A 25,582-nucleotide genomic window follows, 5' to 3' on the forward strand; every position below is an offset into this window, starting at 1 on the left:
GGCGAATAGACCTTCATCACCATAATCGGTCACCCTCTCCCGGCCCCCACCGGGGCCGGAGGTCAGGGTGTCCACCACCCGGGGGGAGGTCCCGTCCCTGTGCTGGCCGTCCTCGGTGAGGATGCCTGCCTTGAGGAACGCCTTCACCAGCGCCAGGACGCGCTTGTCCTTGACCCGTGCCCGGACCGCGTCTATGACGACGCGGTGCGAAACGTTGTCGAAGGCCGCTTCGATGTCCGCGTCCAGCACCCAGCGGTAACCCTTGGTGCCGAAACGCTGGATCTCTGCGATCGCGTCCTGGGCTCGCCGCATGGGCCGGAACCCGTAGGAGACCGGCAGGAAGTCGGCCTCGAAGATGGGCTCCAATACCAGCTTCAGCGCGGCCTGAACGGTCCGGTCGGCCACGGAAGGAATTCCGAGGCTCCTGATCTTTCCGGATCCGCCCGGCTTGGGGATCTTGCGTTCCCTCACCGGAAGCGGCCGGAACGATCCGGACTTCAGGTCCGCGCGCAGGACCGTCAGGAATCCCGGAGTCGAGGCGGCGTCGGCAGCTGTCAGGCCGTCCACGCCTGCGGTCTGGGCTCCCTGGTTGCCCGAGACCCGGTCGAACGCCATCATCAGCGTCGCCGGGTCGTGCACGAAGTTGAACAGGTCGTCGAACCGGCGGCCGGGGTCGGCCACCGCCCAACGGTGAAGCTTGGTCTGCATCTCCAGTACCCGGCCCGATGGCCCCAGCGGGGCCGGTCCGGCCGGAGCACTGCCGTTCGGCGGTGCGTCTTCTGGCATTGCAGTCTCCTTCCCTTCTGGTAACTGCTGCCGCCCTTCCCCCTGTTCCGGGCTTTCCCCGGCTCCGAGTACTACGGCGGCTCCGCCCCGTCCCGGGCCGGTCGGCCGACGATGGGTCCAGCCTCCGAACCGCGCTGGCCGCACGGTGCGGTGGCAGATCCGGGACGGTTCCCGTGTTCACTGCTGACCGTTTGTCGCAGTAGGTGCCCGGCTCTGCCCCGGCGGCCTCGCCGTGGTTACGCCGCAGGCATTCACCACGGCCTCCCGGGCCTGCAACTGCAAACCTGCCCGGGAGTTCCCCCACCCCTCGGGAGCGGGTTGCGCACCGCATCCGGCCCAGATCCGCCAGGTTCGAGCCGGTGACTCATTTCGGGGCGTAAACGCCGGTTCCTCTCGTGCACCTCTGCGTCTCGCTCGCCGGACCCGACCCATCTGGCAGTGCTGGGCCGTCCCGGCTTTGTCGCGGCTGCTCCCGTCCTCCCCGGCACCTCCCGGGTCAGACTGCCGCCAGCTACGCTCGCCCCGCTGCGACGGGGTGAGCGGTGCAGGTCTTCCACCTCCACTCGGTCGAACAGCGCTTTCCACGGCGCACGAAGATTTCAAGTCCAGTGAGACGGTCGTGACGCCATGAGGTGTGTCGAGCAGGTCCAGCGAGCGGTCCTGGCGGCCCTCACGGTAGGCCGGGACACGCAGCACCACCGCTTCGCTGCTTCTGCGAGGAGAGCGGCGTCGAGCCTCGTTGGCTGGAGAGCTTCGCGGCAGGGACGGCCCTGGGACTCGATGCGGAAGGTAGGACCCGACTTGCCTTCGCTGCCGAAGTACGTGACTTCTTGAAGGCAGCCGATCGGGGTTATGCAGCAGCACCTGCTGCCGGCGATCTAGGCAATCTGTTCAAAGCCCCATCGGATGGACCACCCGCTACAACGCCCGCCGCCGGCACTCGGCGAACGGACAGCAGGCAGCGATCGCCTGCGAACAGCAGCCGGCTCCCCTGACACTTGCCGCATGACGCTACGAATAGGTGTGCCCTCTTCGGGGACAAGGCCCGGCCTTGGCGGATCACTTGCTGCGGCTGGCGCAGAACGGTCACTGACCGCGCTGCGAGCAGTTCGTGTAGCCGGGGAAACCGGCGCAGAATGAGAATGTGATCTTCCGCAGCGGCCGGGCAATCCCTTGGCGGGGGCGGACCGTATACATAGGTGTGCCGAGCTTCCGGTTCCCCGTTGGCCGTCTCCCGGACGAGGCTCTGCTGTCCGGGCTGGCCACCGGTGATCCGGAGCTCGCGGTCACCTTCGTACGGAGGTTCCAGCGCGCGGTCTTCGGTGTTGCCATCGCCGTCACCGGAGATCCGCAGCTTGCCGAGGACATCGCCCAGCAGACGTTCGAGCGTGCGTGGCGTCATGCGCAGATCTACGACTCGCGCCGCGGGTCGGTGACGACCTGGCTGACGACCATCGCGCACAATCTCGCCATCGACGCCGTTCGTGCGCGGCGGACGGAGCCGGTGGCACCCGAGGACCTCGACGCGCTCCTCGATGGCGTGACCGAGACTCCCGAGCAGTGGGCCCTGGCCGACGAGGCCTCCTCCCAGCTGCGGGCCGCCGTGGCGCAGCTGCCGCGGGAGCAGGGCCGTGCCCTGGTGATGGCGGGCATCTACGGAATGACGGCCCAGCAGATCGCCGACTGGGAGAAGATCCCGCTGGGCACCGCAAAGACGCGGATCAGGACAGCGATGGGAAAGCTGCGGAACACACTCGCCTCTCCGAATCGAGGGGACCATGGCCAGTGACGTGACCTGCGAGAAGCTGCGGGAGATCGGCGCCGAGCTGGCACTGGGCGTGCTGCCCGGCCGTGAGCGGGCGGTGGCGGTCGCGCATCTGGACCGGTGCGCGGCCTGTCGGGAGTACATCGAGCACATGACCCTGGTGGGCGACGGACTGATCGGGCTGGTGCCGGGCAGCGAGCCGCCGCTCGGGTTCGAGACCCGGGTGGCGCGCAGACTGCCCCAGGACGTGACGGCGCACGAGGGGGGCCCCCACCCGCGGGCGTCCGGCCTCGCGCACAAGACGGTCCGCAGTCGCGCACGCCGTGTCCGGCTGTGGGTCGCATCCGCCGTGGCCGCGTTCGCGTTCGCATTCGGGGTTACCGGCTGGGCGGTCGGCACCGCCATCGAGAGTCTCACCGCCTCGAGCTCCCCTGCCGTGGAGGTCCAGACGCCTTTGATGGAGGGAGAGCTGACCTCGGCCTCGGGCCCCGGGCCGTCGGCCGGCGACGTCTACGCTCACCCCGGAGACCCGGGGGGACCCGGTTGGATCTACATGAGCGTCGACCTTGCCGCCGTCGGCACTCCGTACAGCGGCAAGGTCGTCTGCCTCCTGGAGCGCACGGACGGCACCACGATCCGCGTGGGCACCTTCACCCTGAGCAACGGACGTGGTGACTGGGGCGCGGCGGCCCCGGTCGACCCCGCGGCACTCTCCGGCGCCCGCCTGACCGCCTCCGACGGCACCGTCCTCGCCACCGGCCACTTCGAGACCGGCCGAAGCGCGTGAGATCGGCGCCCCGCCACGGCCTCAGGGGCGGGCGGTGCGGCGCCCCGGGCCGGGCATCGTCGCGTCGAGTGCGGCGGCCAGTTCGGCAACCGAGGGCCGGGACGACGGATCGGCCCGAAGGCAGCCGTCGATGGCCGCCGCGAGCCCCCCGGGCAGACGCCGCCGCGAGCCGATCGGCGGGGCGGTCCCTTCCAGCTGCGGATACCAGTCGTCCCGGCCGCCCGTGACGCCGCCGTCGCAGGGCTCGTCCCCTTTCTCCCCACGGGGAGAAACCTCGCGGGAATCCCCGCGGCCGAACGGCACGTCCCCGGCGGCGACCTCGTACAACGTGATGCCGATGCCCCACACGTCCGCGGCTGCCGACAGCGGCCCGCCGCGGGCCTGCTCGGGAGCGAGGTAGCAGAACGTGCCCACCCCCGCGGGCGCGGGCCCGGGCGGCCGCGCGATGCTCAGGTCCAGCACCTTCGCGTGACCGCAGTCCACCACGACGTTCGACGGCTTGAGGTCCAGGTGCAGCAGACCCTGACCGTGGAGGTAGTGGATCGCGGAACACAGCTGCACCCCGAGAAGCGCCACGTCGGCGGCGGACGGCCGGCGCCGCAACCGGTGGACGAGGTGGGACAGCGTTTCGCCGGTCAGCGTCTCCAGCACGACGAGCGGCACCGGCGACTCGAACGTCTCGTACGCGCGGACCAGGTGCGGATGGGTGAAGGCCCCCAGCCACCGCCCCTCACGCAGCAGCTGGTCGCGCAGCTGCTCCCGGTCCCGGCGGCCGGGGCGCACGGCCTTGATCACACAGCGGCAGTCCCGTTCCTCGCTCCAGACGTCGTAGACGTCGAGCCAGCCGGTGCGCGCCAGATGCGCCAGGACCTCGTAGCCCGGGACCGGTCTCGTGCCGGGTGCCAGGGGCGGGGCGGCCCGCACCGCCGGGACACTCACGGCAGCACCGTCCCGGGGGCCGAGGACCCGGCTGGGGCGGCACCGGCCAGGGCATTCAGCCGGTGCAGCCGGGCGTACGTCCCGCCGCACTCGAGCAGGTCGTCGTGGGCACCGCACTCGACGATCCTGCCCTGGTCGAGAACCACGATGCGCGTGGCGTCCCGGACGGTCAGCAGGTTGTGGGAGATGACGACGGTCGTCCGCCCGGCCATGAGCCGGCGCAGCGGGTCCATGATCCGCCGGCCGGACCGCACATCGAGGCCGGTGGTCGGTTCGTCGAGGAGGAGCACGGGCGCGTCCCTGATCATCGCGCGGGCGATCGCCAGGCGCTGGCGCTGCCCGCCGGAGAGCGTCCGGCCGCGCTGGCCGACCATCGTGTCGTAGCCCTCCGGGAGCAGCTCGATGAACTCGTGCGCGTCCGCGGCGCGCGCCGCCGCGACGATGTCCGCCTTTGTCGCCTCCGGCCGGCCGTAGGCGATGTTGTCCCGCACGGTGCCGTGGAAGACGAGCGTCTCCTGCAGGACCACCGCGACGCTCTCCCGCAGGTCGGACAGGCGCAGGTCCCGCAGATCCGTCCCGTCGAGGCGGACCGCGCCCCGGTCGGGGTCGTAGAAGCGCAGCTGCAGCTTCGCGACCGTCGACTTGCCGGCCCCGCTGGCCCCGACCAGCGCCAACGTCTCCCCGGCTGCCACGTGGAACGACACGTCCGACAGTGCCCAGGACGGCGTACCGGGATAGCGGAAGGAGACACCGTCGAACTCCACGTCACCCCGCGCACGGCCGATCCGGCGGGCGCCGGCGGCCTCGACGACCTGCGGCCGCTGGTCCAGCAACTCGATGATCCGTTCGGCCGAGGCGGACGCCGCGTAGAAGGTGGTGCCGAGGTGGGACAGACCGCGGACCGGACTGTAGAGGTTGCCGATCAGCGCCAGGAAGACCAGCAGTCCGCCCAGCGTGAGCTGTCCCTGGGCCAGCTTCCAGGTGCCCAGGATCATGACCGCGAAGACGCCGGACACCTCGATGACCTCGACGACGGATCCGTAGACGGCGCGGATCCGCGCCGAGGCCATCGTGGCCCGGAACCTGCCGACGTTCTCACGCTCGAACCGGCGCTCTTCCCACCTCTGCCGGTTGTACGCCTGCACCAGGGCGACGTTGCCCAGCGACTCCTCGGCGATCGCGCTGATCGAACCGCTGCGGCGCCTGCGCTCCCGGGACGCCTCCTTGATCAGCCGCGAGAAGTGCCGGGCGGCGCCCCAGAACAGCGGCACGATGACGAGGGCGAGGAGGGTCAGATCCCACTGCAGATAGAACAGCAGACCGAGGAAGACACCCAGGCGGATCACGTAGTAGAGGGCGTCCGCCACTCCCGAGAGCAGAAACGTCTCGACCGCGTCGACATCGCCCGTCACACGCGACAACACGTCCCCGAGCCGCCGGCGTTCGAAGAATCCGAGCGAGAGGCCCTGGACGTGCCGGAACACATCGGAGCGAAGCGTCAGCAGGAAGCGTTCGCTGACCCACGTGGACGTCACGTCGTCGGCGAACCCCAGAATGCCGGAGCCGATGATGAGCCCCAGATAGGTCGGTGCGATCCACAGGAGCGGTCCGACGTCGCGGGGAACGAGCACCTCGTCCACCACGATCTTGAAGAGCCAGATCTCCGTGGCGTCGAGGGCGGGGCCGATCAGGCTGAAGAGGACGATGGGAGCGAACCAGCGCCGACCGCCGAGGGTATAGGGCCAGAACCGCCGGAACACCTCGCGCGGAGACACCGGGGGCGCGGCCGCCACCACATCGGAAGCCTCACCCACCGACAGCAGACGCCGCAGGACATGCACCATGGCATGCGTTCCTCGTGGAGGGACGAAGGGAGCGGACCAGGACCTTCCGGTCTCCGGGCCGCTCCCTCCGCGGTGCGGTCACCAGTGGCCGTGCCCGTGGCGGTCGCCGTGACGGTCGCCCTGGCGGTCGCCGTGGTCGTGGTCGTGCCCGTGGTCGTGACCATGCCCCGAGAAGTCGTCGCGGCGCGACGTGTCGTTGTTGCGGTCACGGCGGTTGGCAGGAATCAGACTGCTGAAGATGGCCATTGCGTTCCTCCTGAAACTTGCTGTACATGGGATACGTCTCAGGGCGGGACTTGGATGGCGTTCCGGGGCAATAAGTTGAAAATGGTTGCGTATCGGCCGAAGCCTCGACACCGTCCGGCCCAGCCGCGCCGCGAGCCCCACGGTGCACCACTGCGGGTGCCGATGAGTCATCCGTGCGGGTCACGGTCTTGATTGCCCGGCGGGGAGCCGCGCACGCCGGCCTTTGATCGTCTTTTTGTGGACCGATGCGGACGGCACCACGATCTCTCGTGCTGCTGCGCCTGGCCTGCCTCGCCGCCGCCAACGCCTTCGCCCTGCTGCCTCTGCTGCCGATGAGCGACTGGGGCAAGGACATCGAAATCCTTGCTCTGCGGCGCCAGCTGCTGATTCTGCAACGTCAGGTCGGCAGGTTGACGTTCACCGGCACCGACCGGGTGATCCTGGCCGGTCTCCTCCGCCGCCTGCCGGGGGAGGAGCTGCGGCATCTCCTGCTGCTGGTCCGCCCGGAGACGATCTTGCGCCGGCACCGCGACCTGCTCACGCGGAGCCATGGCGCGACCTGCGCGCCGGAGCGTCGCGGGCGCCCGCCGGCCGTCCGCTCGATGCGCGCCCTGGTGCTGCGCCCGGCCCGGGAGAACGGCTCGTGGGGGTAGCGCCGGATCCACGGTGAGCTCGCGGCGCCGGGCATCGAGGCCGCCGCCTGCACCGTCTGGGAGATCCTCAAGGAGCACGGCATCCCGCCGCGCCCGAACGGCAGAGCACGGCCTGGGCGGACTTTCTGCGCGGCCGGGCCGACGCACTGCTCGCCCGCGGTCTCTTCGAGGTCCGCGCTCCGGGCCGGAAGGCGGCTGTACGTCTTCGCCGTCATCGAGCACGCGGCAAGGCGCATCCGGGTCCTGGGCGCCACCGCGCACCCGGCCGTGCAGTGGATCGTGCAGCTCGGGCGTAACCTCCTCATGGACCTCATGGACCTCGAGGGTGTGGCAGCAGGGCCGGATTCCTGATCCGCGACCGCGACTCGAAGGTCACGACCGCCTTCGACGCCCTTGTGGCCGACGCCGGCCTGGAGGTGATCACCACAGGCATCCGGATGCCCCGGACGAACTCCCTCATGGAGCGCTGGATACGGATCTGCCGACGCGAGCTCCTGGACCGCACCCCGGTCCGGAACCAGAGCCGCCTCCTCTACGTACTACGTGAGTGCGAAACCCATGACAACGAGCACCGACCACACCGGGCCCTCAGGCAAGCCGCACCACTCCGCCCGTTCCCCCGACCGGTCGACGGCCCACCACAGCTCGGGGACCTGAAGGTTTGCCGACGGGACCGACCCGGCGGAACCCTCTGCGAGTACCGACATGCCGCTTGACCAGGCCGGATGATGATTCGGCACCCGCAGTGGCGACGGCGGCGTTCACCACCATGGCCAGCGCCCCCTCGCCGACGTCGACCACGTCCACCGCGCGGTGGTACCCATCGGCACCGACCACCCGCCCGGTCACGTACTGGAATGGCACGGACACCCGCGCGCGGTTCCTCCACGGGGCCACCGGCGTCATGGTCGTCATGACCGTCGACGGCACCCGCACCGTTCCGCCCGAGCGTGCGGTCCTGATCCCCGCCGCCACCCGGAACCGGGTCCCCATGCTCGCGGTGAGCACCCGCAGCCTCTGCACCGAGCCGGACGCTGTCCCCTGGTGGGCACTGTCACATTGGCTGACCGGGTGGGACGATCTTCTGGTGGTCTCGCCGGGAGGGATCGTTCGTGGACAGCGCGCCGCCGTCGTGCAAGGGCCACCGGTACCCGGTCGAGATCGTCTCCCACTGCGTGTGGCGGTACCACCGCTTCTCGCTGTCGTTCCGGGAGGTCGAGGAGCGGATGCTCGGGCGCGGTGTGCTCGTCTCCTACGAGACGCTCCGGCGGTGGTGCGCCAAGTTCGGGCGGGCCTACGCAGGCGCCTACGCCGCTGGCAGCCCCGGCCGGGGGACACGTGGCACCTGGACGAGGTCTTCATCACGATCAATGGCGAGCTGAAGTACCTGTGGCGGGCCGTCGACCAGGACGGGACGGTGCTGGACATCCTGGTGCAGGACCGCCGGGACACCGCCGCGGCCAGGCGGTTCTTCCGCCGCCTGATGAAGAAGACGTGTTCGGTGCCGCGGGTGGTCGTCACCGGCAAGCCCCGCTCCTGCGGTGCGGCTCACCGCGAGGTGATGCCCTCGGTCGAGCATCGCTGTCACCAGGGCCTGAACAACCGGGCCGAGAACAGCCATCAGCCGACGAGGCAGCGCGAGCGCGCGATGAAGGGCTTTCGCAGCGTCGGCGCAGCGCAGCGGTTCCTGGCCGCGTTCGGCGGCATCTCGCCCCGCTGCCGGCCCCGCCGCCACCTGATGACCGCACTCGGCTACCGAGCCGAGATGGCCATCCGCTTCGCGGTCCGGGACCAGATCACCGGCGCCGCCGGCCGACCCACCACGGCCTGAACGCAGGCCCATCATGCCCGACACACTGGCAGGCACCTGCAAACCCAACAACGTGACAGCACCTTCGAGCTCGAGAAGGCCCATGGCACGTGTGCACTCGTTGTACTCCTGGAAGAGTTCATCGATGGCCTGGTGACGCTCGGCCTGGTCGTCGTCGGCTTCCAGTGCTGCCTCGCGACCGCTCCGGAAATCCCTCACCTCATCCAGCAGGGAGCGGCAGGCAGGCACGAACTCTGTGCAGGCGTCTCGCCTCATCTCCCTGCGCCACTGCGCGTGTTGTCCTCGAGCTTGGGTTCTTCCCGCCACTGCACCGGCAGCGATGGCCCCGCCTGCGCCGATAGCCGCACCCAGCAGGGCGGCCACCGCGCCGATGATCGCTGCACCCCCGCGTCCACGGCACGAGTGTGAAGAAAACGGCGGCCCCTGCCCAGGCCTCGGCGCGGGGATTGGGAGGCCGACCGGGTGTCGATGCCGTGCCTGGTCGTTGTCTTCTCAAGGGTGCCGACGAAACTTGCGGCAGCTGCCTTGATGCCGAGCCGCCCGGTGTACGGGCGGTGCGGTGCAGGCGGGGCTCCCCCTTCTGGCCGGCCTCGTCGCCGAACGGGTGTTTCGCCGTCAAGGGACCAGCGCCCCCGGCTTCGGGCGGGGCCAGGCGTCCTGCTTCGACGACGAGGAAGCGGCTGACCGGGCAGCGTCACACGGGGGGCCCGACGGCACCCGACTCCTCCTCGGGGCAGGCCCTCGGCAGCAAGGACGGAGGATCACTTCCGTCCGCGGGGTGGACGCCCGGCTCACTTCAACGGCACGGTCTGTCCGAGGAGTTGTCCAGCAGCTTCGGCGTGCCGATCGGTCGGTTCAGCGGACCGGGTCGGGTGGCGGGTCGCCGAGGGTCGAGGCGCGGGCCATCAGGGCGGGGCGCAGCCGACGGGAGCGGCCCGGCTTGCCGTTCAGCATGTTCACCAGGGTCGTGGCGGCCACTTCGCCCATCCGGTACATCGGGGAGCGTACGGAGGTCAGTGGTACCGGGAGGGCTGCCGCGAGCGGGACGTCGTTGTAGCCGACGACCGCCACGTCCTGGCCGACCGTCAGGCCGGTGTCCCGGACGGCCGCCATCGCGCCGATCGCCGCGAAGTCGTTGACCGCGAAGACGGCCGTGGGGCGCGGACGCAGGCCCAGCAGGTGGACGGTCGCCGCACGGCCGCCCGGCACATCGAAGGTGGAGCCGATGACATGGCTCTTCGGTACAGGGAGGCCTGCCTCGGCGAAGGCGTCCAGGAAGCCCTGGGTGCGCTCCACGCCGGTGCTGGCGTAGGGCTCCCCGGCCACCACCGCGACCCGCCGGTGGCCCAGGCCCAGCAGATGCTCTGCGGCCAGCCGTCCGCCGAGGGCGTCGTCGGTGGTCACCGACACCCGGCCGGGCAGCCTGCGTGATACCAGCACCAGTGGAATCCGCTGGCGGGCCAGCTCGGCCACGAGGTCGCAGTCGGAGCGGGCGTCGCCGAGCACCAGACCGTCGACGCGCCGGGCGAGCAGTGCGTCCGCCCGGCGCTGCTGCATCTCGGGGTCGTCGCCGGTGTTGGCGACCACGGTGTGGTAGCCGGCGGCCGACGCGGCAGCGTCGATCCCTTCGTAGATGGTGGCCAGCACGATGTCGGTCAGCCGCGGGACGAGCACGCCGAGCATCCGGGAGCGGCCGGTGCGCAGCGCCGCTCCGGCCGGGTCCCGCTGGTAGCCGAGTTCCTCGGCCAGCCCTCGGATGAGTGTGGCGGTCTCAGCGGCCACTCCGTCCCGCACGTCGTCGTCCAGGCTCAGCGCCCGTGACACCGTGGAGACGTGGACGCCCGCCTGCCGGGCTATCTGGGCGAGCGTGACCGGGGCACGACCGGTCTGTGTACCGGTTCCCGCCCGTGCTGCCTGGCGATCCACTCCCGCTACCCCTCTTCTCGAATCCGCTCGGCTCTTCGGGTCCTGTTGGGCCCCGACCGATTCTGCTCGAATTCGACAGCTGTTTACCGTCGTTGCGTTGCTGAGCCTCGCATACTCCCGAGCCTCCGGCCAGACGAGTGTCCAACGACCATTGACCAAAGCGCAATCGTTTGCGTAGCCTCACCGCAATCGTTTGCGAAGAGGCGGAGGGAGGGTTCATGCGCCGAATCCAGGTCGTGGCCACCGGCGGCACCATCGCAAGCCGGGCCGGGGCGGAGGGCCGCCGGGCGACCGTGCTCGCGAAGGAGCTGCTCGCGTCGGTCGGTCCACTGCCGGCAGACGCCGAGGTGAGCGCGCGGGACGTTGTCACCCGGGGCAGCTACGCCTTCGACACCGCGGACCTGCTGGCGCTGGCCCGCGAGGTGCGTGGCGCCCTGCGTGACGGGGCCGACGCAGTGGTGATGACGCATGGCACCGACACGATGGAGGAGACCGCCTTCCTGTTCGATCTGGCCTTCGACGACCCGCGGCCGATCGTGCTGACCGGCGCGCAGCGCCCGTTCGACGACCGTGCTGCCGACGGCCCGGCCAACCTGGGCGACGCCCTGGCCGTCGCCGCAGCCGACGCGGCCCGCGGGCACGGCCCCCTGCTCGTCTTCGACGGCTTCGCGTTCCCTGCCCGCGGGGTCCGCAAGAGCGACACCATGTCGGCGCATGCCTTCACCGCGCCCGGGCGCGGACCGGCGCTCCGCGTGATGGACCGGCTCGTGACACCGCTGTGGCAGCCGAGGCCCAGTCCCCGGCTCCCCCTCGATCTCGACCTCCCCCGGCTGCCCCGGGTGGACGTGGTGCCGGTCTACCCCGGTGCGGACGGGCTGTTCGTCCGGTCCAGCCTGGCGGCCGGCGCCGCGGGAGTCGTGGTGGAGGCGGTCGGCGCGGGCAACGCGGGGCCGGAGCTGGTCGAGGCGGTCGCCGAGGCGGTGGCCGCGGGCCACCCGGTGCTCATCTGCTCACGGGTGCACTCCGGTCCGGTCGCCCCCCTCTACGCGGGCGGCGGAGCCGAACTGCAACGGGTCGGCGCCGTGTTCGCCGGCGACCTCAACCCCTGGCAGGCCCGGCTGCTGCTGGCCGTCGCGAGCGCCATCCCCGGCCGGTCGCCGGAGGCACTCGTCCGCGCCTGGCTCGCCGGAGAGGACCCGCTGTCCGGCTCCGGAGCCTGACCACCACCGACCACCCACCGCCCGCCCCGCACCGACTCACTGACACACCGCACCCACACCACCCACACCACCCACACCACAGTCATCAAAGGAGATGTCGATGCCCAAGGAAATTCTCGTCGGCTTCGGAGTGGACGTCGACGCAGTCGGCGGCTGGCTCGGCTCCTACGGAGGCGAGGACTCGCCCGACGACATCTCCCGCGGCCTGTTCGCGGGCGAAGTCGGCGTCCCCCGCCTGCTGGAGCTGTTCCGACGCCGCGGCCTGACCCAGACGTTCTTCTGGCCCGGCCACTCCGTCGAGACCTTCCCGGAGGAGTTCGACGCCTGCGTCGCCGCCGGCCACGAGATCGGCGTGCACGGCTACAGCCACGAGAACCCGATCGCCATGAACCGTGAGCAGGAGGCCGCGGTCCTGGACCACTGCATCGAGCTGATCGAGACCCGCTCCGGCCGCCGCCCGACCGGCTACGTGGCGCCCTGGTGGGAGTTCAGCCCCGTCACCAACGAGCTCCTGCTGGAGCGGGGCATCAAGTACGACCACTCGCTGATGCACCGGGACTTCGAGCCGTACTACGTCCGGGTCGGCGACACCTGGACGAAGATCGACTACAGCGCACCGGCCGAGACCTGGATGAAGCCCCTGGTGCGCGGCCGGGAGACGGACCTGATCGAGATCCCGGCCAACTGGTACCTCGACGACCTGCCTCCGATGATGTTCATCAAGGCCAGCCCGAACAGTCACGGCTTCGTCAGCCCCCGTGACATCGAGCAGATGTGGCGCGACCAGTTCGACTGGGTCTACCGGGAGATGGACCACGCGGCCTTCACCATGACCATCCACCCCGATGTGGCCGGACGCCCCCAGGTGCTGCTGATGCTGGAGCGGCTCATCGAGCACATCAACTCCCACGAAGGCGTCCGCTGGGTGACCTTCGACCAGATCGCGGACGACTTCGCCGCCCGCAACCCGCGCCAGAAGGGTGACAGCAGATGACCACCGTGCAGCAGGACATAGCCCACGAGAGCGAGTGGCCGCGCAGCGGAGCGCCCTCGGACGAGGTCCTCTTCAAGGGCCCCCCGACCCTCAGCCGGCGCACCATCACGACCACCACCGTGGTCTGTTTCCTGGCCTGGGTCTTCTCCGTCTACGACTTCGTGCTCTTCGGCACCCTGCTGCCGAAGATATCGGAGACGTTCGGCTGGACCACCGGGCAGGCCACGGCGATCGCGACCGGCGTGACCGTCGGCACCTTCGTCGTCTCGCTGTTGGTCGGTCCGATGCTGGACCGCTGGGGCCGCAAGCCGAGCCTGATCGTCACCACGGCGGGCGCGGCGCTCTCCTCCGGCCTCACCGCGCTGGTCGGCGGTGCCGCCTCGCTGATCGGAGTCCGGGCCATCTCCGGCCTCGGCTACTCCGAGGAGGTCGTCAACGGCGTCTACCTCAACGAGATGTACGGCAAGAGCCGGCGACGCGGCTTCATGTTCAGCCTCGTGCAGAGCGGCTGGCCGGTCGGCGCCCTGCTGGCGGCGGCGTTCGCCGCCGTGCTGCTGCCGGTCATGAGCTGGCGCTGGATCTTCCTCCTCGCCACTTTCCCGGTCATCGTCATCCTCATCGCCGGGTCCAGGCTCCGTGAGTCGCCCTCCTTCGTCGCTCTCAAGCGGACGCGGGAACTGCGCAAGGACGGACGCGACGCCGAGGCGGCCCAGCTGGCGGGGCTGTACGACCTCGACATCAGCCGGGACAACGAGTCCGGTCTGCGCCAGCTCTTCGCCCCGGACCTGCGCCGGCACACCCTGTGCCTGTCCGGAGCGTGGCTGTTCAACTGGATGGGCATCCAGGTCTTCTCGGTGCTGGGCACCACCATCCTCACCGACGGCAAGGGTGTCTCGTTCTCCAGCGCGCTGGTCGTGCTGATCCTGGCCAACATGGCCGGCTTCCTCGGCTACCTCTTCCACGGGTACCTCGGTGACCGGATCGGCCGGCGGACGACCATCATCGTCGGCTGGACCATCGGCGGCATCGTGATGACGGCGATGCTCTTCGGTCCGGACAGCGCCGCGTACGTCATCCCGATGTACGCCCTGGGGCTCTTCTTCCTCCTCGGCCCGTACTCCGCCATGGTGTTCTACATGGGTGAGTCGTTCCCGGCCCGGGTCCGGGGCATCGGCTCCAACACCGCCCACGTGATGGGCCCGGTGGGCGCGATCGTCGGCTCGGCGCTGCTCAGCGCGATCATCGGCCTCGGTGCGAACGCCACCACCGCCGCGTTCGTCGCGGGCGCCCTGGGGATGTTCATCTCCGGCGTGCTGATGCTCGGCGCCCACAAGGTCAGCCAGGACGAGGACGACGAGCCCGCCCTCGCGGCCGCGGCGCACTGAGCCGACCGTTTCCCCTGCTTCCCGGTGCGTGGTGGTCCGCACCCGCCACGCGCCGGGAAGCCCATGAAAGGCAGGACATGTCTTCCAACGAACCCACCGCACCGGTTCGCGACGACGGGCTGGCCGGCAAGGTCGCCGTCATCACCGGCGGCGCGAGCGGCATCGGCCGCGCCCTGGCCGTGGCGTACGCCCGTGCCGGGGCCGACAGCGTCGTCGGCTTCTACCCCAAGGACCCGCACAGCGCCGACGAGACGGTCCGGCTGGTCGAGGCCGCCGGTGGCCGCTGCACCGCGGTCGCGGTCGACGTCCGGGACAGCGGGCAGGTCGACGCCCTCGCCCGGGCGGCCGTCGAGAAGTACGGACGGCTGGACATCGCCGTCGCCGGGGCCGGTGTGCTGCGCCGGGCCGCCCTGGCGGAGCTCGACGACGACGCCTGGAACGACATGCTCTCGGTCGACCTGACCGGCGTACTGCGCACCTTCCGCTCCGCCGCCGCCGTGATGTCCGGCCCCGGCTCCATGGTGGCGGTCTCCTCCATCGCCGGCGGGGTGTACGGCTGGGACGACCACGCCCACTACGCCGCCGCCAAGAGCGGGGTACTGGGGCTGTGCCGGTCACTCGCGACCGAACTCGCCCCGCGCGGCATCCGGGTCAACACCGTCATCCCCGGACTGATCGAGACCCCGCAGTCGCTCGATGAGACCAACTCCCTGGGCCCGGCGGGGCTGGAGCGGGCCGGCCGGAGCATCCCGGCGGGCCGGGTGGGCCACGCCGACGAGGTGGCCCGTGCGATCCGCTTCCTCACCAGCGACGACGCCGCGTACATCACCGGCCAGGAGCTGATCGTGGACGGTGGCCTCACGGTCCGATGGCCGGAGTGACCGAGCGGAGACAAGCCGAGCGGCGAAAGACCGACCGGCAGCACATCAGGCAGCAGCGAACGGAGCGGCGGCGGACAGCGCCGCGGCGAGAAAGGCCAACGGCATGGGAGTCCTCCAACAACAGGTCGCGCTGGTGACGGGCGCGGCGAGCGGCATCGGGTCGGCGATCGCCGACGCGTACGCGGCCGAGGGGGCGCGGCTCTTCCTGGCCGACCGCGACGCCGACCGGCTCACCGCCCTGGCCGAGCGCTACACGGCACAGGGCACGGAGGTGGCCACCGCCATCGTCGATGTGGCCGACGCGGAGCAGACCCGCCAGATGGTGGAGAGCTGCGTGTCCGCGCTGGGCGTGCCCGACATCCTGGTCAACTCCGCGGGGATCCTGACCGAGGTGCCCCTGGTCGACATGGACGTCGAGACCTGGGACCAGATGATTGCGATCGACCTCCGCAGCGTCTTTTTGTGCTGCCGGTGGGCGGTTCCCCACATGGTCGCCCGCGGCAGCGGACGGGTCATCAACATCGCCAGTCAGCTGGGCATCAAGGGCGGCGAGGGACTGGTCCACTACTCGGCCGCCAAGGCCGGCGTCATCGGCCTGACCAAGGCGCTGGCCAGGGAGGTGGGCCCGAGCGGCGTGCTGGTCAACGCGATCGCGCCCGGCCCGGTGTTCACCCCACTGGTGGACGGCATCAGCGCGGACTGGAAGAAGGCCAAGCAGGCCGAACTGCCCCTCGGTCGGTTCGGGGTCCCGGCGGAGGTCGCCCCCACCGCCGTACTGCTGGCCAGTGATCCGGGCGGCAACCTGTACGTGGGGCAGACCCTCGGCCCCAACAGCGGCGACGTCATGCCGTGAGGATCTGAGAGGAGAGGGAGCCACGATGTGCGGAGCCTGCGGCACGGGACGTTCCGTGCCCCGCTGGGAGGACATCCTGGCCCCGCCCACCCGGTCGGTGCTCGCCGCCCGAGCGGCGGGCACCGACCGGCTCCTGGACGGCGGGTCCGGACTGCGGGTCCGGTCCTGGCTGTCCGCGGGATACCTGCTCAGCGACCGGGTCGGCCGCACCGCGCACGCGGCGGACCTGGACGCGCTGTGGCGTGCGGCCGGCGAGCGCGGTGCCCGGCCCAAGGGCTGGCGGCCACTGCGGGGTGCGGACGTCACCGTGTCCGTCGAGGCACCCGGCGGCTGGGACCTGGCCGCGGCCGCGGTCTGGTTCGCCGCCGTGGCGAGGTCCGAACCGGACACCTCACTGGAGATCACCCTGCCCGATCCCGGCGGAGCGCGCACCCTGCTGGTGACCATCGACTCCGGCGCCGTACGGGCCGTCGTCGTGACCGATCCTCCGGACGGCCCGCCCGAGGCGACAGCTCTGGTCAGCGGCGCCGGCGCTGCCGAGGCGGCCCGGCACCTGGAGGAGTTCGGCGGACGCCGCACACGTGGACCGGTGTGAGCATGTGGGTCGGGCACTTAATGATCGTTTCAGGTCCAACTCGCTTGCAGCATCATCTGCTTGCGCCGCCTGCACGTATCAGGAGCGCGTGGGCACGGCGGGTGCCGAGGGCCAGTCGAGGGGCACCTCCCAGCGGTAGCTGGGGGAGAAGCCGAGAGCTTGGGGAAGGGTGAACAAGCACGCGAAGCCTCTGGTGGAGATGGTTCTTGTTGGTCGAAAACCCATCTACCAGGGGCTTCACCACGTTGTCAGGCCAACAGGCAAGCCACCACCGCAGGTTGGAAAGGCTCACTGGCAAACTTAGCCGGTACCGGCAAAGAGGTCAGTTTGGTGGGCATCCGTCATTCTTCGCTACAAGGCTATTGCCTCATCGGCCGCGAGGATGGAGGTCAGCAGCCCGGGAAAGCGCTGCTCCAGCTCCGTTTCGCGCAGTTCGCTGTAGCGCGAGGTGCCTTCCTCGAACTGCGAAATGACGCCGCTCTCCCGCAGGACCTTGAAGTGGTACGTCGAGGTCGACTTGGACACCGACAGCCCGAACGCGCTGCAGTTCATGGGGTGGCCGGCCCGCGCGAGGGAGCGTGCGATGCCCAGCCGCAGCGGCTCGCCGAGGGCGCGCAGCACCAGGTCCACCGGGACCTCGCGCAGATCGGGGTGGGGGAGGGCCTTTTTGGCGGGCGCACGCCTGACATGAGTGGACACATGAGGAGTCTACGCCCCATGGTACGTTGAATCTCGTAGTACGAATAAATTCCGACAATGGCGCGGGGTCGTGCGGGCACGCGTGAGCACGCGCCGTGCGAGCCGGGCAGGCCGAGTCGAGAACTGCCGCATACGACCAAGCGCAACGGAGAAATCCTTGACCGACCCCACCCCGCAGCACGGCGCGAACGATGACCTGCTGTTCACACCCCTCGACCTCGGCGGAGTCCGCCTGAGCAACCGCACCGCACTGGCCCCCATGACGCGGGTCAGTGCCACCGAGGACGGCATGGTCACCGACCGCAACGCGCGCTACTACGCGGGATTCGCCCGCGGCGGTTTCGCGCTGGTCGTCACCGAGGGCGTCTACACCGACACGGAACACAGCCAGGGCTATCTGTACCAGCCGGGACTCGCGACACCGGCCCAGGGCGAGGCGTGGCGGCCGGTGGTCGAGGCCGTGCACGCGGCGGGCAGTGCCGTATTCGCCCAGCTCATGCACGCGGGCGCGCAGTCCCAGGGGAACCGCCTGCGCCAGGGAACGGTCGGCCCCTCCGCAGTGGCCCCACGCGGCGAGCAGCTCTCCTTCTACCGGGGCGGCGGCCCCTACGCCACGCCGAGGGCCTTGGACGCCCGTGAGCTCGCGGACATCCGCCGGGGCTTCGCGGACGCGGCCCGCCACGCGGTCGTAGCGGGCTTCGACGGAGTGGAGGTGCACGGCGCGAACGGCTATCTGCTCGACCAGTTCCTCACCGACTACCTCAACCAGCGCGAGGACGGATACGGCGGCAGTGTCGAGAACCGCGTGCGCCTGGCGGCCGAGGTCGTGGACGAGGTGCTCCAGGCCGTGGGCTCCGAGATCGCGGTCGGCATCCGCATCTCCCAGTCCAAGGTCAGCGACTTCCACCACCGCTGGGTCGGCGGTGCCGAGGATGCCGAGACCATCTTCACCACCCTGGCCCGTACCGGCGCGCACTTCCTGCACACCACCGAACACAAGGCGCTCGAGCCCGCCTTCTCCACCGGTACGGAAACCTTGGCCGAGCTCGCGAAGAAGTTCAGTGGACTGCCGGTGATCGCCAACGGCGGCCTGGGAGACCCGAAGGCCGCCCGTGCCGCACTGGGTTCCGGGGCCGCCGACGTCATCGCGATCGGCAAGGGCGCCCTCGCGCAGCGGGACTGGCCCCACCGGATGCGTGACGGCCTCGAGTTCGCGACCGAGCCGCGCCCCGACACCCTCGGGCCGCTCGCCGACATCAAGGACTGGGAACTGGCCCCGTGAACGCACCGACCTGACCCACAACGTGGTCGTTGACGGATGGTCGACGGCCCGGCTGGGCGCCGTTGTCGCCGAACGGCACCCAGCCGGGCCGTCCGACGGTGCGCCCCGCTTCTCCGGCGCCGTCCACGACATCCGTGCGGCCCGCGAGCACGGCATCATCGGCGTCCTCGCCCAAGCGGGAGTCCGGTGCCGGGCCGGCAGGGGAGACCGCGGTGCCGGCGGGACGGTCCGTGTCCCCTACCGGGGCCGGCGGGAGACCCTTTCCACGGGCCGGCAGGCGGTCAACCGGTCCCACGCGAAGATCCGGGCCCTCGTCGAGCAGGCCGTCGCCACCCTCAAATCCTGGCGGATCCTTTGCAAGCCCCGCTGCTCGACCACCCGCATCACCAGCCTCGTTCAGACGGTCCTCTGCCTGCATCCGACCAGCTCAGACCGAGGATGGAAAAGGCTCAGTCACTGCAAACGACGCGGACGCAGCCCCTGAAAACTGCCCAGCACTCAGCACAAGCACCGTTGCCGTACTAGGCAGTACCGCAGACAGAACAACCACGACAAGGGCGGTGTGCGCGGCGGGCGGGATGCGGACGTTGAGCAGAATCCTGCCGCCGGGCGCCCGCAACCTGCGCAGCGATGTACTCCGTCATCCAGGGCCTCGCACCCCCTGGAACCCGGGCATCGCCGACACGTACCGGGTACCTCGGCGTCGACCCACCGCCCGGCTCTGGCGATCCCGGACACCATCGCAGCCGACCCGGCTCCATCAGTGCGGCATATTCGTCCCTTATGGTGACTTTTGGTGCGGGGCCTTCGCGGACGGGAAGGAGTGGGGGGCCGTGGCGTTCGCGGAGTCGGCCGATGACGGTGCGTCCACGTCCTTTCCCGCATCGGCCCCAGGGCCCGGGCGGCGGTCCTGGGCACCGCTGCTGGCGGTGTGCACCGGGTACTTCATGGTGATCCTGGATGTGACGGTCATCAACGTCGCCGTGCCGGTGATCGGCCGGGAGCTGTCGGCCTCGCTCACCGGCATCCAGTGGATCACCGATGGGTACACCCTGGTCTTCGCCGGGTTCCTGCTGACCGGTGGCGCGCTGGGCGACCGGCTGGGCAACCGCCGGGTCTTCTGCTCGGGCGTGGCGGTGTTCACTGTGTCCTCGGCCGCGTGCGCGCTCGCGCCGAGCACCCCCTTCCTGGTTGCGGCCCGACTGGTGGAGGGGCTCGGTGCGGCGCTGATCGTGCCCGGTTCCCTGGCCTTGCTCCAGCAGGCCTACCCGGCGCCGGCCTCACGCTCGCGGGCCTTCGGCCTGTGGGGGTCGATGGCGGGCATCGCGGCCTCCGCCGGGCCGCTGCTGGGCGGGCTGCTCGTCTCCACGGTGGGGTGGCGCTGGGTATTCCTCATCAACCTGCCCGCCGGCATGGCCTGCCTGGTGCTGACGCTGCGGCATGTGGCCCGCTCGCCCCGGCGCGCCGCACGGTCCCTGGACTGGCCGGCGCAGTGCGCGGTCGTGGCGGCAGTGGCGCTGCTGACCACGGCGCTCAACGAGGCCGGGCGGCGGGGCTGGTCCGATCCGGCGGTCCTCGCCGGGGTGGGCCTGGCCGCGCTGGCCGCCGCGGCATTCGCGGTGCGCGAGCGGCTGGCCCGGTCTCCTGCCCTTCCGCTGAGCCTGCTGCGGTCTCGCACGATGAGCGGCGGAGCCGTCATCGGCCTTCTGTTCAACTTCGGCTTCTACGGCATGCTGTTCACCGCCAGCCTGGAGTTCCAGCACCAGCGCGGCTACAGCGCCCTGGGCACCGGGCTGGCGCTCTTCCCGGCGGTGGCGATGACCATGTTCGCCTCCGTCCTGTCCGGGCGGCTGGCCCGCCGCACCGGCGATCGTCCACTGGTGGTCTTCGGCATGCTCCTGGCCGCCCTGGGGCTGGCCGGCTGGGCCTTGGCGGGAGCCGACCCCGCCTACCCGCTGCTGGTGGTCCCGATGATGGCCGCGGGATTCGGTACCTCCTTCGCCCTCACCGGTTCGACCGCCACCGTGATGGGCGCCGCACCCCCGGCGTACTCGGGGGCCGCCTCCGCCCTGTTCAACACCACCCGCCAGATCGGCAGCGCCACCGGCGTGGCGCTCGGCGGCAGCCTGCTCGCCACAGCCACCCACTACGACATCGGGCTGCGCACCAGCATGGCCATCGGCGCGCTCGCCTACCTCACCGCCGCGGGCCTCGCATGGCTGTGCGTGCCGGCGAAGCCCGAAGAACGCAAGGCCTCTTGAGACCGCCGGGCAGGCCGGTACGGTACCGTCGCCGCCGACGCAGGCGTTCCCCGAAGATCACCTGCATGGGCACTGTCACGTCGGCTGACGGTGTGGGATGGTCTTCGGGGTGATTGTGCCGTGTCGGGGGTTGCCGGTGTCGTCCGTGCCGCTGTCGCACAAAGGGCACCGGTACCCGGTGGAGATCATCTCCCACTTGTGCCGATGGAGAAGCCCTGGACGTCCTGTGCTCCGTCCATTCATCGCGGTCTGGTGTCCCCTCCGAACCGCACGTCGTGCAGATGTGGACTCCGCGGGATCCCTGCACCGAGCAGGGGACAGGGCGCCGTTGAGATGGGGTGCAGGTTGCCCCGTTCCGGTTGCCGGACCAGTGCCCAGTGGCGCCCGGCATGAGGTCACCCGTTCGGCGCGGCCGGTCGGGCGCTTCTTGCTGTGATCGTCCAGCACCGGAAGGGATTTCCGCAGTGGTTCTTTCCTGTGTTCCACCGTGCTGATGAGGTGGTCGTGATGAGCCGGGGCCTGATCGTGGTGGATGTGCAGAACGACTTCTGCGAAGGGGGCAGCGTTCCCGTCACGGGAGGGGCGCGGATCGCCTCGACGATCGCGGACCTGGTCGAGCGGAGTGCGGGGCGTGACTACCAGTACGTGGTGGCCACCCGGGATCATCACATCGATCCGGGCAGCCATTTTTCCGAACACCCGGATTTCCAGGACAGCTTCCCCGTCCACTGCGTGGCAGGAGGCGAAGGAAGCGAGTTCCACCCCCACTTCGCGCCTGTCGTCACGGGCGGCAAGGTGCACGCCGTTTTCTTCAAGGGCGCCCACAGCGCATCCAAGAGCGGCTTCGAAGGCGCGGACGTGGAGGGAACGTCCCTGGCGGACTGGCTGCGTGCCCGCGGGATCGAGGACGTCGACGTGGTGGGCATCGCGACGGACCACTGTGTGCGTGCGACCGCCCCGGACGCCGTCGCGGCAGGCTTTCGCACACGCGTACGCCTCGACTGCTCGGTCGGGGCGGCCCCGCACACGACAGCTGCCGCCCTGAACGACTTCCGCCAGGCCGGCGTCGCGGTTTCCGGCGAGGCATCGGTACCGGAACAGTCCTGGCACCGGTTGTCCAGGCCACCCGTCCGCTGGTTGAGGAACATGCGTGGTGAAGCGTGCGCTGAGTCCTCGCGGACCCGTTGCCGTCCCGGACGTCGCTCAACTCTGTGCTGCTTCTACTGCTTGGCGAGCCGGAGCAGGTCAGCGAACTTCTCCGCTGCTGCGGTCTTGCCGGTCATCTTGACGTGACCGGCGAAGAAGCCCTGCGTGAGGCCTGACCTCGGGGCGTCATAGACCTTGGCGAAGGTCGAGGCGTCCATCACCATCGTGAGGCCGGCACCACCCGGGTTTCCTCGCCCGACCTTCCCGGCCGACGGGTCGATCCACCACTCCCCGCCGCCCTCGCCGGTGATGCTGACCTGGAACTTGGTCTCAACCTTGCGCGCTTCGTCCGCGTGGCGCACAAGACCGGCGCCGAAGTCTTCGTCGAACCACTTCTGCACGTCGGGAGCCATCAGCTCTCCTCCGAGGGATCGGGCATAGCCGGACGATTCACCTTGTCACGCTGAGTGTCCGCCTGAAATTCGGACAAAAAGAAGATCACTCTTTAGGCGGAGTGAAAGGGTTCACCAGGGGGTCTCTGCGGACCCAGTACTGCAGCAACGGGACTGCGAGGGCTTACCGCACTTTCGTGCCGGCAATCCGGGGCTGCCATACCCCGGCACGGCCACCGGCTGCGCACTGCGCAGAGGACCACGAGCGGGCCGGGTGCGTTCGCGCTGTGTGCGCAGTGCGGGCGGCAGAACAGAGGCACACCGGTGAACCGCCCACGACCGGGTGAAGACACACCTGGTGGTGAACCCGCACCGGCTGCGGTGCGTCGATCCAGGATGCGCACGTCGTAGAGCCGGGACTGGTCGTGGTCGACGTCGCGGCCGCGGACGACGACAGCGCCCTCGCCTTCCAGGCAGCACTCGCCACGCGCTGGACGACCGCGACCGCCGTCCGCACGGTCAGGGTTCCCGGGTGAGGCTGCGCTGCTACCTCGGTCCGTGCCAGGAACTGCCCGCTGCCGGCACGGCTGGACCACAGAGCCGACCACGCCCTGACCGAGCTCCTCGCGGGGAGCCGCGGTCGTTCCTTGCCGAGCAGCGGGACGTGCTGGATGTTGATGTCCGTGCGGACACGGCGGCGGTGGGAATGGGCGGCGCCACTGTCCAGCGTGGTCACAAGCGACGGCGCCCCCCCATCACGGCACCCAACGAGGCACGGCGCGCCCCATCGTGCCCGCCAAGATCACATGAGGGCTGTCGCAACGCTCTCCCGCTGCGCCCCGGCCTGCGGACGCGCCTGCGGTCACGGGCCGGCGAGGGTGTCGTGGGCGGTAGCCACTTCCCGCGGGGCGCGCGTGGCGCTCAGGGGGCGCTCGGATCGCGCTGAGTGGTGGCCGCGCTTCTGCACACCCTGCGCCCTTTGCCTTCGGTGAAGGAGCGGACCGAAAGGATCGGGCACATGCCGGGCCTCCGGCAGACGCCATGTGCCGGCGGTGCCGCAGGGCTCGGTCGGCGACAGCGAGAGGACGGGCATCGTGAGCCACCCGCACAACGACGACGGCGTGGGTACCGCAGCACAGTTGAGCCGGATCGCCCGGCACGGCATCTACACCTCGCCCACGTCGCTGGACCCGGCCGCCGCCCACGTCGCCGAGGCGCTGATCGCCACCCTGGACGGCACGGCTGAGCAGCCGGTACTGCCCCCTGACCTGCAGAGGCTGACGGAGCAGGTGCAGCAGCAGGCGATCATCGGCTTTCCCCGCATCACTGCCGAGGACGGCGTACGGCTGTCGGCGCACACGATCAAACTCAAGACCGATGAACCCGCTCCCGTGGTGATCGTGCCCGCCGGTTGGACGCCCTTCGGCTGGGGCCTGTTCGAGTACACGTACCTCCAGCTGGCGCTGCGCGGCTACCACGTACTGGCCTACACCCCCCGTGGGATCGGCCTCACGATGGCCGTGCCTGGCACGGGCTATGTGGACGGGCCGTTCACCTCCGGGGGCACGATCGACGTCGCCGGACCCCATGACTGGACCGACGGCTCAACCGTCATCGACTACGCGGAGAAGCACTTCAGTCCCAGCCGGATCGCCTTCATGGGCGAGTCCTACGGTTCGGGTATCAGCCAGCTGGTCGCGGCGCACGATCCGAAAGGGCGCGTGGCCGCGGTCGTGGCTCTGAGCACCTGGGGCGACCTGGCCGCGAGTCTCTACCAGCACGACACCCGGCACCTGGCGGCGGTGACCGCCCTGATCAACTTCACCGGCGGTCCGGTCGAGCGGAAATTCGACGCGGCCACCCAGCAGATCCTGGCGGACTTCCAGGCCGGCCGGAACCTCGACACGGTAGTGGAGTGGGGCAAGAAGCGGGCGCCCTCCTCGTACGCCGACAAGACCAACGCCCGCGGTGTTCCCACCTTCTTCTCCAACACCTGGCACGAGACGCTGTTCGCAGCCAACCAGGTCATCGAGCACTTCAACGGCCTGACCGTGCCCAAGCACCTGAACCTGTGGATCGGGGACCACGCCGCGCCCGAGGGCGCCGGTCTGACCATCCCGTTCAGCGGGCCGAACCAGCCGGTCGAGGAGGCGTTCGCCTGGCTGGACCACCACGTGCGCGGGATCGACAACGCCGTACCCACCTGGCCCGCGGTCAACAGCCAGATCATGTTCACGTACGAGACCCGGACCGATCCGCAGACCGGAAGCACCGAGATCGTCACACCGGCTGCCCGCGAGTCCAGCCCGTCCTGGGAGGACGTCACCACCTCCACCGAACGGTGGTACCTGACGGCCACCGCATCGGACGACCGTGACGGCGGCCTGGCAACCGAACCGGAAACGGGCTGGGAGCGGGAGTTCACCGCCGGGCAGCCGACCGAGGCCGTCGCGGCGGACGCCGTCATCACGAGCGGCCAGGCCGAGTGGAACGGCAACCCGAAGATCTACGTCACGGAGAAGTTCGACCGGCAGAACCTCGCGGTCTGGACGAGCGATCCGATCGCGGCGGGCAGCCACGGTGGCGCGGCACGCCGGATCCGGGGCATCTGCGAACTCGCGCTGACCGTGCGCAGCACGGCCCGCTCCACGACCCTGGTGGCCTGCCTCTTCGACCTCGGCCCCGACAGCATGGCTCGCATCATCACCCACGAGCCCCTCACGCTCACCGACCTGGCCCCCGACCGGGACCACAGTGCCACCTGGAAGCTGCAGGCCGCCGGCTACGACCTGCCCCAGGACCACCGGCTGATGCTGGTCGTCACCAGCAAGGACCCGCTCTACTCGGACGCGAGCGTCGACGGCAGCACCACAACGATCAGCTCCCCCGACGGCAAGGCCGCATGCCTGACGCTGCCTCTGGGCTGATCCGGCACCAAGGGGCGGGGCACGCCACCATCTCGCACCCGCCCCCTGCGAAACCATCCCTCAACTTGCTGGCGAGGGAGTGTCTAATCAACGGCGGATCTGATGATCAAGGAGACGCCAGAGATGACCGAGACCGTTGTCGAGCAGGAGTCCGTGGAGAAGCCGGCGGT

At 70.2% G+C, this 25,582-nt stretch carries 19 protein-coding genes and 5 pseudogenes; 17 read left to right on the forward strand and 7 right to left on the reverse strand.

All coding sequences use genetic code 11. The annotated features are described in order from the left end of the window. On the reverse strand, positions 1–786 hold a 786-nt coding region (locus tag ACFYQA_RS36775; RefSeq protein WP_388927605.1), incomplete at its 3' end, for a reverse transcriptase domain-containing protein. Positions 787–1,987: 1,201 nt separating this feature from the next. Between ACFYQA_RS36775 and ACFYQA_RS36780 the strand changes: the two genes are divergently transcribed. Then, a complete protein-coding gene (locus ACFYQA_RS36780) occupies positions 1,988–2,575 on the forward strand; it encodes an RNA polymerase sigma factor (RefSeq protein ID WP_388927607.1) in 588 nt (195 codons plus the stop codon). Continuing rightward, a complete protein-coding gene (locus tag ACFYQA_RS36785; protein ID WP_388927610.1) occupies positions 2,565–3,338 on the forward strand; it encodes a hypothetical protein in 774 nt (257 codons plus the stop codon). Before ACFYQA_RS36780 ends, ACFYQA_RS36785 begins: the two co-directional genes overlap by 11 nt. 21 nt (positions 3,339–3,359) lie before the next feature. Here the strand turns inward: ACFYQA_RS36785 and ACFYQA_RS36790 are convergent, their stop codons facing one another. From ACFYQA_RS36790 to ACFYQA_RS36800, 3 genes are all read right to left on the reverse strand, one after another. Continuing rightward, positions 3,360–4,277: a serine/threonine-protein kinase gene (locus ACFYQA_RS36790; RefSeq protein ID WP_388927613.1), complete on the reverse strand. Its 918-nt coding sequence runs from the start codon at positions 4,275–4,277 to the stop codon at positions 3,360–3,362. Continuing rightward, positions 4,274–6,121: an ABC transporter ATP-binding protein gene (locus ACFYQA_RS36795; RefSeq protein ID WP_388927616.1), complete on the reverse strand. Its 1,848-nt coding sequence runs from the start codon at positions 6,119–6,121 to the stop codon at positions 4,274–4,276. Before ACFYQA_RS36795 ends, ACFYQA_RS36790 begins: the two co-directional genes overlap by 4 nt. 78 nt (positions 6,122–6,199) lie before the next feature. Next, positions 6,200–6,367 (reverse strand): hypothetical protein, encoded by a 168-nt coding sequence (locus ACFYQA_RS36800; protein WP_388927619.1) that lies wholly within the window; start codon positions 6,365–6,367, stop codon positions 6,200–6,202. 269 nt (positions 6,368–6,636) lie between these two features. On the opposite strand from ACFYQA_RS36800, the pseudogene ACFYQA_RS36805 reads away from it, so the two are divergent. The 3 pseudogenes from ACFYQA_RS36805 (at position 6,637) to ACFYQA_RS36815 (ending at position 8,851) form a co-directional block, all read left to right on the forward strand. After that, positions 6,637–7,736, forward strand: a pseudogene (locus ACFYQA_RS36805) (integrase core domain-containing protein). Between the two features lie 97 nt (positions 7,737–7,833). Then, positions 7,834–8,068: pseudogene (locus tag ACFYQA_RS36810) on the forward strand (AraC family transcriptional regulator); the annotation flags it as partial. Positions 8,069–8,132: 64 nt separating this feature from the next. Continuing rightward, a pseudogene (locus ACFYQA_RS36815) lies at positions 8,133–8,851 on the forward strand (IS6 family transposase). A gap of 855 nt (positions 8,852–9,706) precedes the next feature. Here the strand turns inward: ACFYQA_RS36815 and ACFYQA_RS36820 are convergent. Then, positions 9,707–10,777, reverse strand: a complete 1,071-nt coding sequence (locus ACFYQA_RS36820; protein ID WP_388927622.1) for a LacI family DNA-binding transcriptional regulator — start codon at positions 10,775–10,777, stop codon at positions 9,707–9,709. 218 nt (positions 10,778–10,995) lie between these two features. Here ACFYQA_RS36820 and ACFYQA_RS36825 point away from each other — a divergent pair, with 218 nt between their 5' ends. The 6 genes from ACFYQA_RS36825 to ACFYQA_RS36850 all read left to right on the forward strand — a co-directional run bounded on the left by ACFYQA_RS36825 (position 10,996) and on the right by ACFYQA_RS36850 (position 16,705). Next, positions 10,996–11,997: an asparaginase gene (locus ACFYQA_RS36825; protein WP_388927625.1), complete on the forward strand. Its 1,002-nt coding sequence runs from the start codon at positions 10,996–10,998 to the stop codon at positions 11,995–11,997. A 100-nt stretch (positions 11,998–12,097) separates the two neighbouring features. Further along, positions 12,098–12,991, forward strand: coding sequence for a polysaccharide deacetylase (locus tag ACFYQA_RS36830; protein ID WP_388927628.1), 894 nt, complete (start codon positions 12,098–12,100; stop codon positions 12,989–12,991). Further along, the gene (locus ACFYQA_RS36835; protein WP_388927631.1) at positions 12,988–14,376 is read left to right on the forward strand and encodes an MFS transporter; all 1,389 of its coding nucleotides are present in this window, start codon (positions 12,988–12,990) and stop codon (positions 14,374–14,376) included. Before ACFYQA_RS36830 ends, ACFYQA_RS36835 begins: the two co-directional genes overlap by 4 nt. A 77-nt stretch (positions 14,377–14,453) precedes the next feature. Next, positions 14,454–15,257: an SDR family NAD(P)-dependent oxidoreductase gene (locus ACFYQA_RS36840; RefSeq protein WP_388927634.1), complete on the forward strand. Its 804-nt coding sequence runs from the start codon at positions 14,454–14,456 to the stop codon at positions 15,255–15,257. Positions 15,258–15,360: 103 nt separating this feature from the next. Continuing rightward, positions 15,361–16,110: an SDR family NAD(P)-dependent oxidoreductase gene (locus ACFYQA_RS36845; protein ID WP_386395967.1), complete on the forward strand. Its 750-nt coding sequence runs from the start codon at positions 15,361–15,363 to the stop codon at positions 16,108–16,110. 55 nt (positions 16,111–16,165) lie between these two features. After that, complete coding sequence (locus ACFYQA_RS36850; RefSeq protein ID WP_388927637.1) at positions 16,166–16,705, forward strand: hypothetical protein; 540 nt, start codon at positions 16,166–16,168, stop codon at positions 16,703–16,705. A gap of 351 nt (positions 16,706–17,056) precedes the next feature. Here ACFYQA_RS36850 and ACFYQA_RS36855 read toward each other — a convergent pair whose 3' ends face one another. After that, entirely contained in the window at positions 17,057–17,404 is a 348-nt protein-coding gene (locus ACFYQA_RS36855) for an ArsR/SmtB family transcription factor (RefSeq protein WP_386395970.1), read from the reverse strand. A gap of 157 nt (positions 17,405–17,561) precedes the next feature. On the opposite strand from ACFYQA_RS36855, the gene ACFYQA_RS36860 reads away from it, so the two are divergent. The 4 genes and pseudogenes from ACFYQA_RS36860 to ACFYQA_RS36875 all read left to right on the forward strand — a co-directional run. Further along, positions 17,562–18,686, forward strand: a complete 1,125-nt coding sequence (locus tag ACFYQA_RS36860; protein WP_386395972.1) for a tRNA-dihydrouridine synthase — start codon at positions 17,562–17,564, stop codon at positions 18,684–18,686. Positions 18,687–18,786: 100 nt separating this feature from the next. Beyond that, a pseudogene (locus tag ACFYQA_RS36865) lies at positions 18,787–19,170 on the forward strand (transposase family protein); the annotation flags it as partial. 349 nt (positions 19,171–19,519) lie between these two features. Next, a complete protein-coding gene (locus ACFYQA_RS36870; RefSeq protein ID WP_386395974.1) occupies positions 19,520–20,947 on the forward strand; it encodes an MFS transporter in 1,428 nt (475 codons plus the stop codon). A 507-nt stretch (positions 20,948–21,454) separates the two neighbouring features. Continuing rightward, a pseudogene (locus tag ACFYQA_RS36875) lies at positions 21,455–22,039 on the forward strand (isochorismatase family protein); the annotation flags it as partial. A gap of 128 nt (positions 22,040–22,167) precedes the next feature. On the opposite strand, the gene ACFYQA_RS36880 reads toward ACFYQA_RS36875, so the two are convergent. Then, positions 22,168–22,506, reverse strand: a complete 339-nt coding sequence (locus ACFYQA_RS36880; RefSeq protein WP_388927642.1) for an SCP2 sterol-binding domain-containing protein — start codon at positions 22,504–22,506, stop codon at positions 22,168–22,170. Between the two features lie 404 nt (positions 22,507–22,910). Between ACFYQA_RS36880 and ACFYQA_RS36885 the strand changes: the two genes are divergently transcribed. Then, a complete protein-coding gene (locus ACFYQA_RS36885) occupies positions 22,911–23,021 on the forward strand; it encodes a DUF6207 family protein (RefSeq protein WP_388927645.1) in 111 nt (36 codons plus the stop codon). A gap of 558 nt (positions 23,022–23,579) precedes the next feature. After that, positions 23,580–25,412, forward strand: a complete 1,833-nt coding sequence (locus ACFYQA_RS36890; RefSeq protein WP_388927648.1) for a CocE/NonD family hydrolase — start codon at positions 23,580–23,582, stop codon at positions 25,410–25,412. Positions 25,413–25,582: the final 170 nt, after the last annotated feature.

Source organism: Streptomyces sp. NPDC005774, assembly GCF_042871645.1.
GTDB classification, from domain to species: domain Bacteria; phylum Actinomycetota; class Actinomycetes; order Streptomycetales; family Streptomycetaceae; genus Streptomyces; species Streptomyces pratens.

Coding starts and splice junctions, on each gene's coding strand:
- ACFYQA_RS36785 (WP_388927610.1), top strand. CDS start 2,565: ATGGCCAGTGACGTGACCTGCGAGAAGCTGCGGGAGATCGGCGCCGAG.
- ACFYQA_RS36795 (WP_388927616.1), bottom strand. CDS start 6,121: ATGGTGCATGTCCTGCGGCGTCTGCTGTCGGTGGGTGAGGCTTCCGAT.
- ACFYQA_RS36800 (WP_388927619.1), bottom strand. CDS start 6,367: ATGGCCATCTTCAGCAGTCTGATTCCTGCCAACCGCCGTGACCGCAAC.
- ACFYQA_RS36825 (WP_388927625.1), top strand. CDS start 10,996: ATGCGCCGAATCCAGGTCGTGGCCACCGGCGGCACCATCGCAAGCCGG.
- ACFYQA_RS36830 (WP_388927628.1), top strand. CDS start 12,098: ATGCCCAAGGAAATTCTCGTCGGCTTCGGAGTGGACGTCGACGCAGTC.
- ACFYQA_RS36835 (WP_388927631.1), top strand. CDS start 12,988: ATGACCACCGTGCAGCAGGACATAGCCCACGAGAGCGAGTGGCCGCGC.
- ACFYQA_RS36840 (WP_388927634.1), top strand. CDS start 14,454: ATGTCTTCCAACGAACCCACCGCACCGGTTCGCGACGACGGGCTGGCC.
- ACFYQA_RS36845 (WP_386395967.1), top strand. CDS start 15,361: ATGGGAGTCCTCCAACAACAGGTCGCGCTGGTGACGGGCGCGGCGAGC.
- ACFYQA_RS36880 (WP_388927642.1), bottom strand. CDS start 22,506: ATGGCTCCCGACGTGCAGAAGTGGTTCGACGAAGACTTCGGCGCCGGT.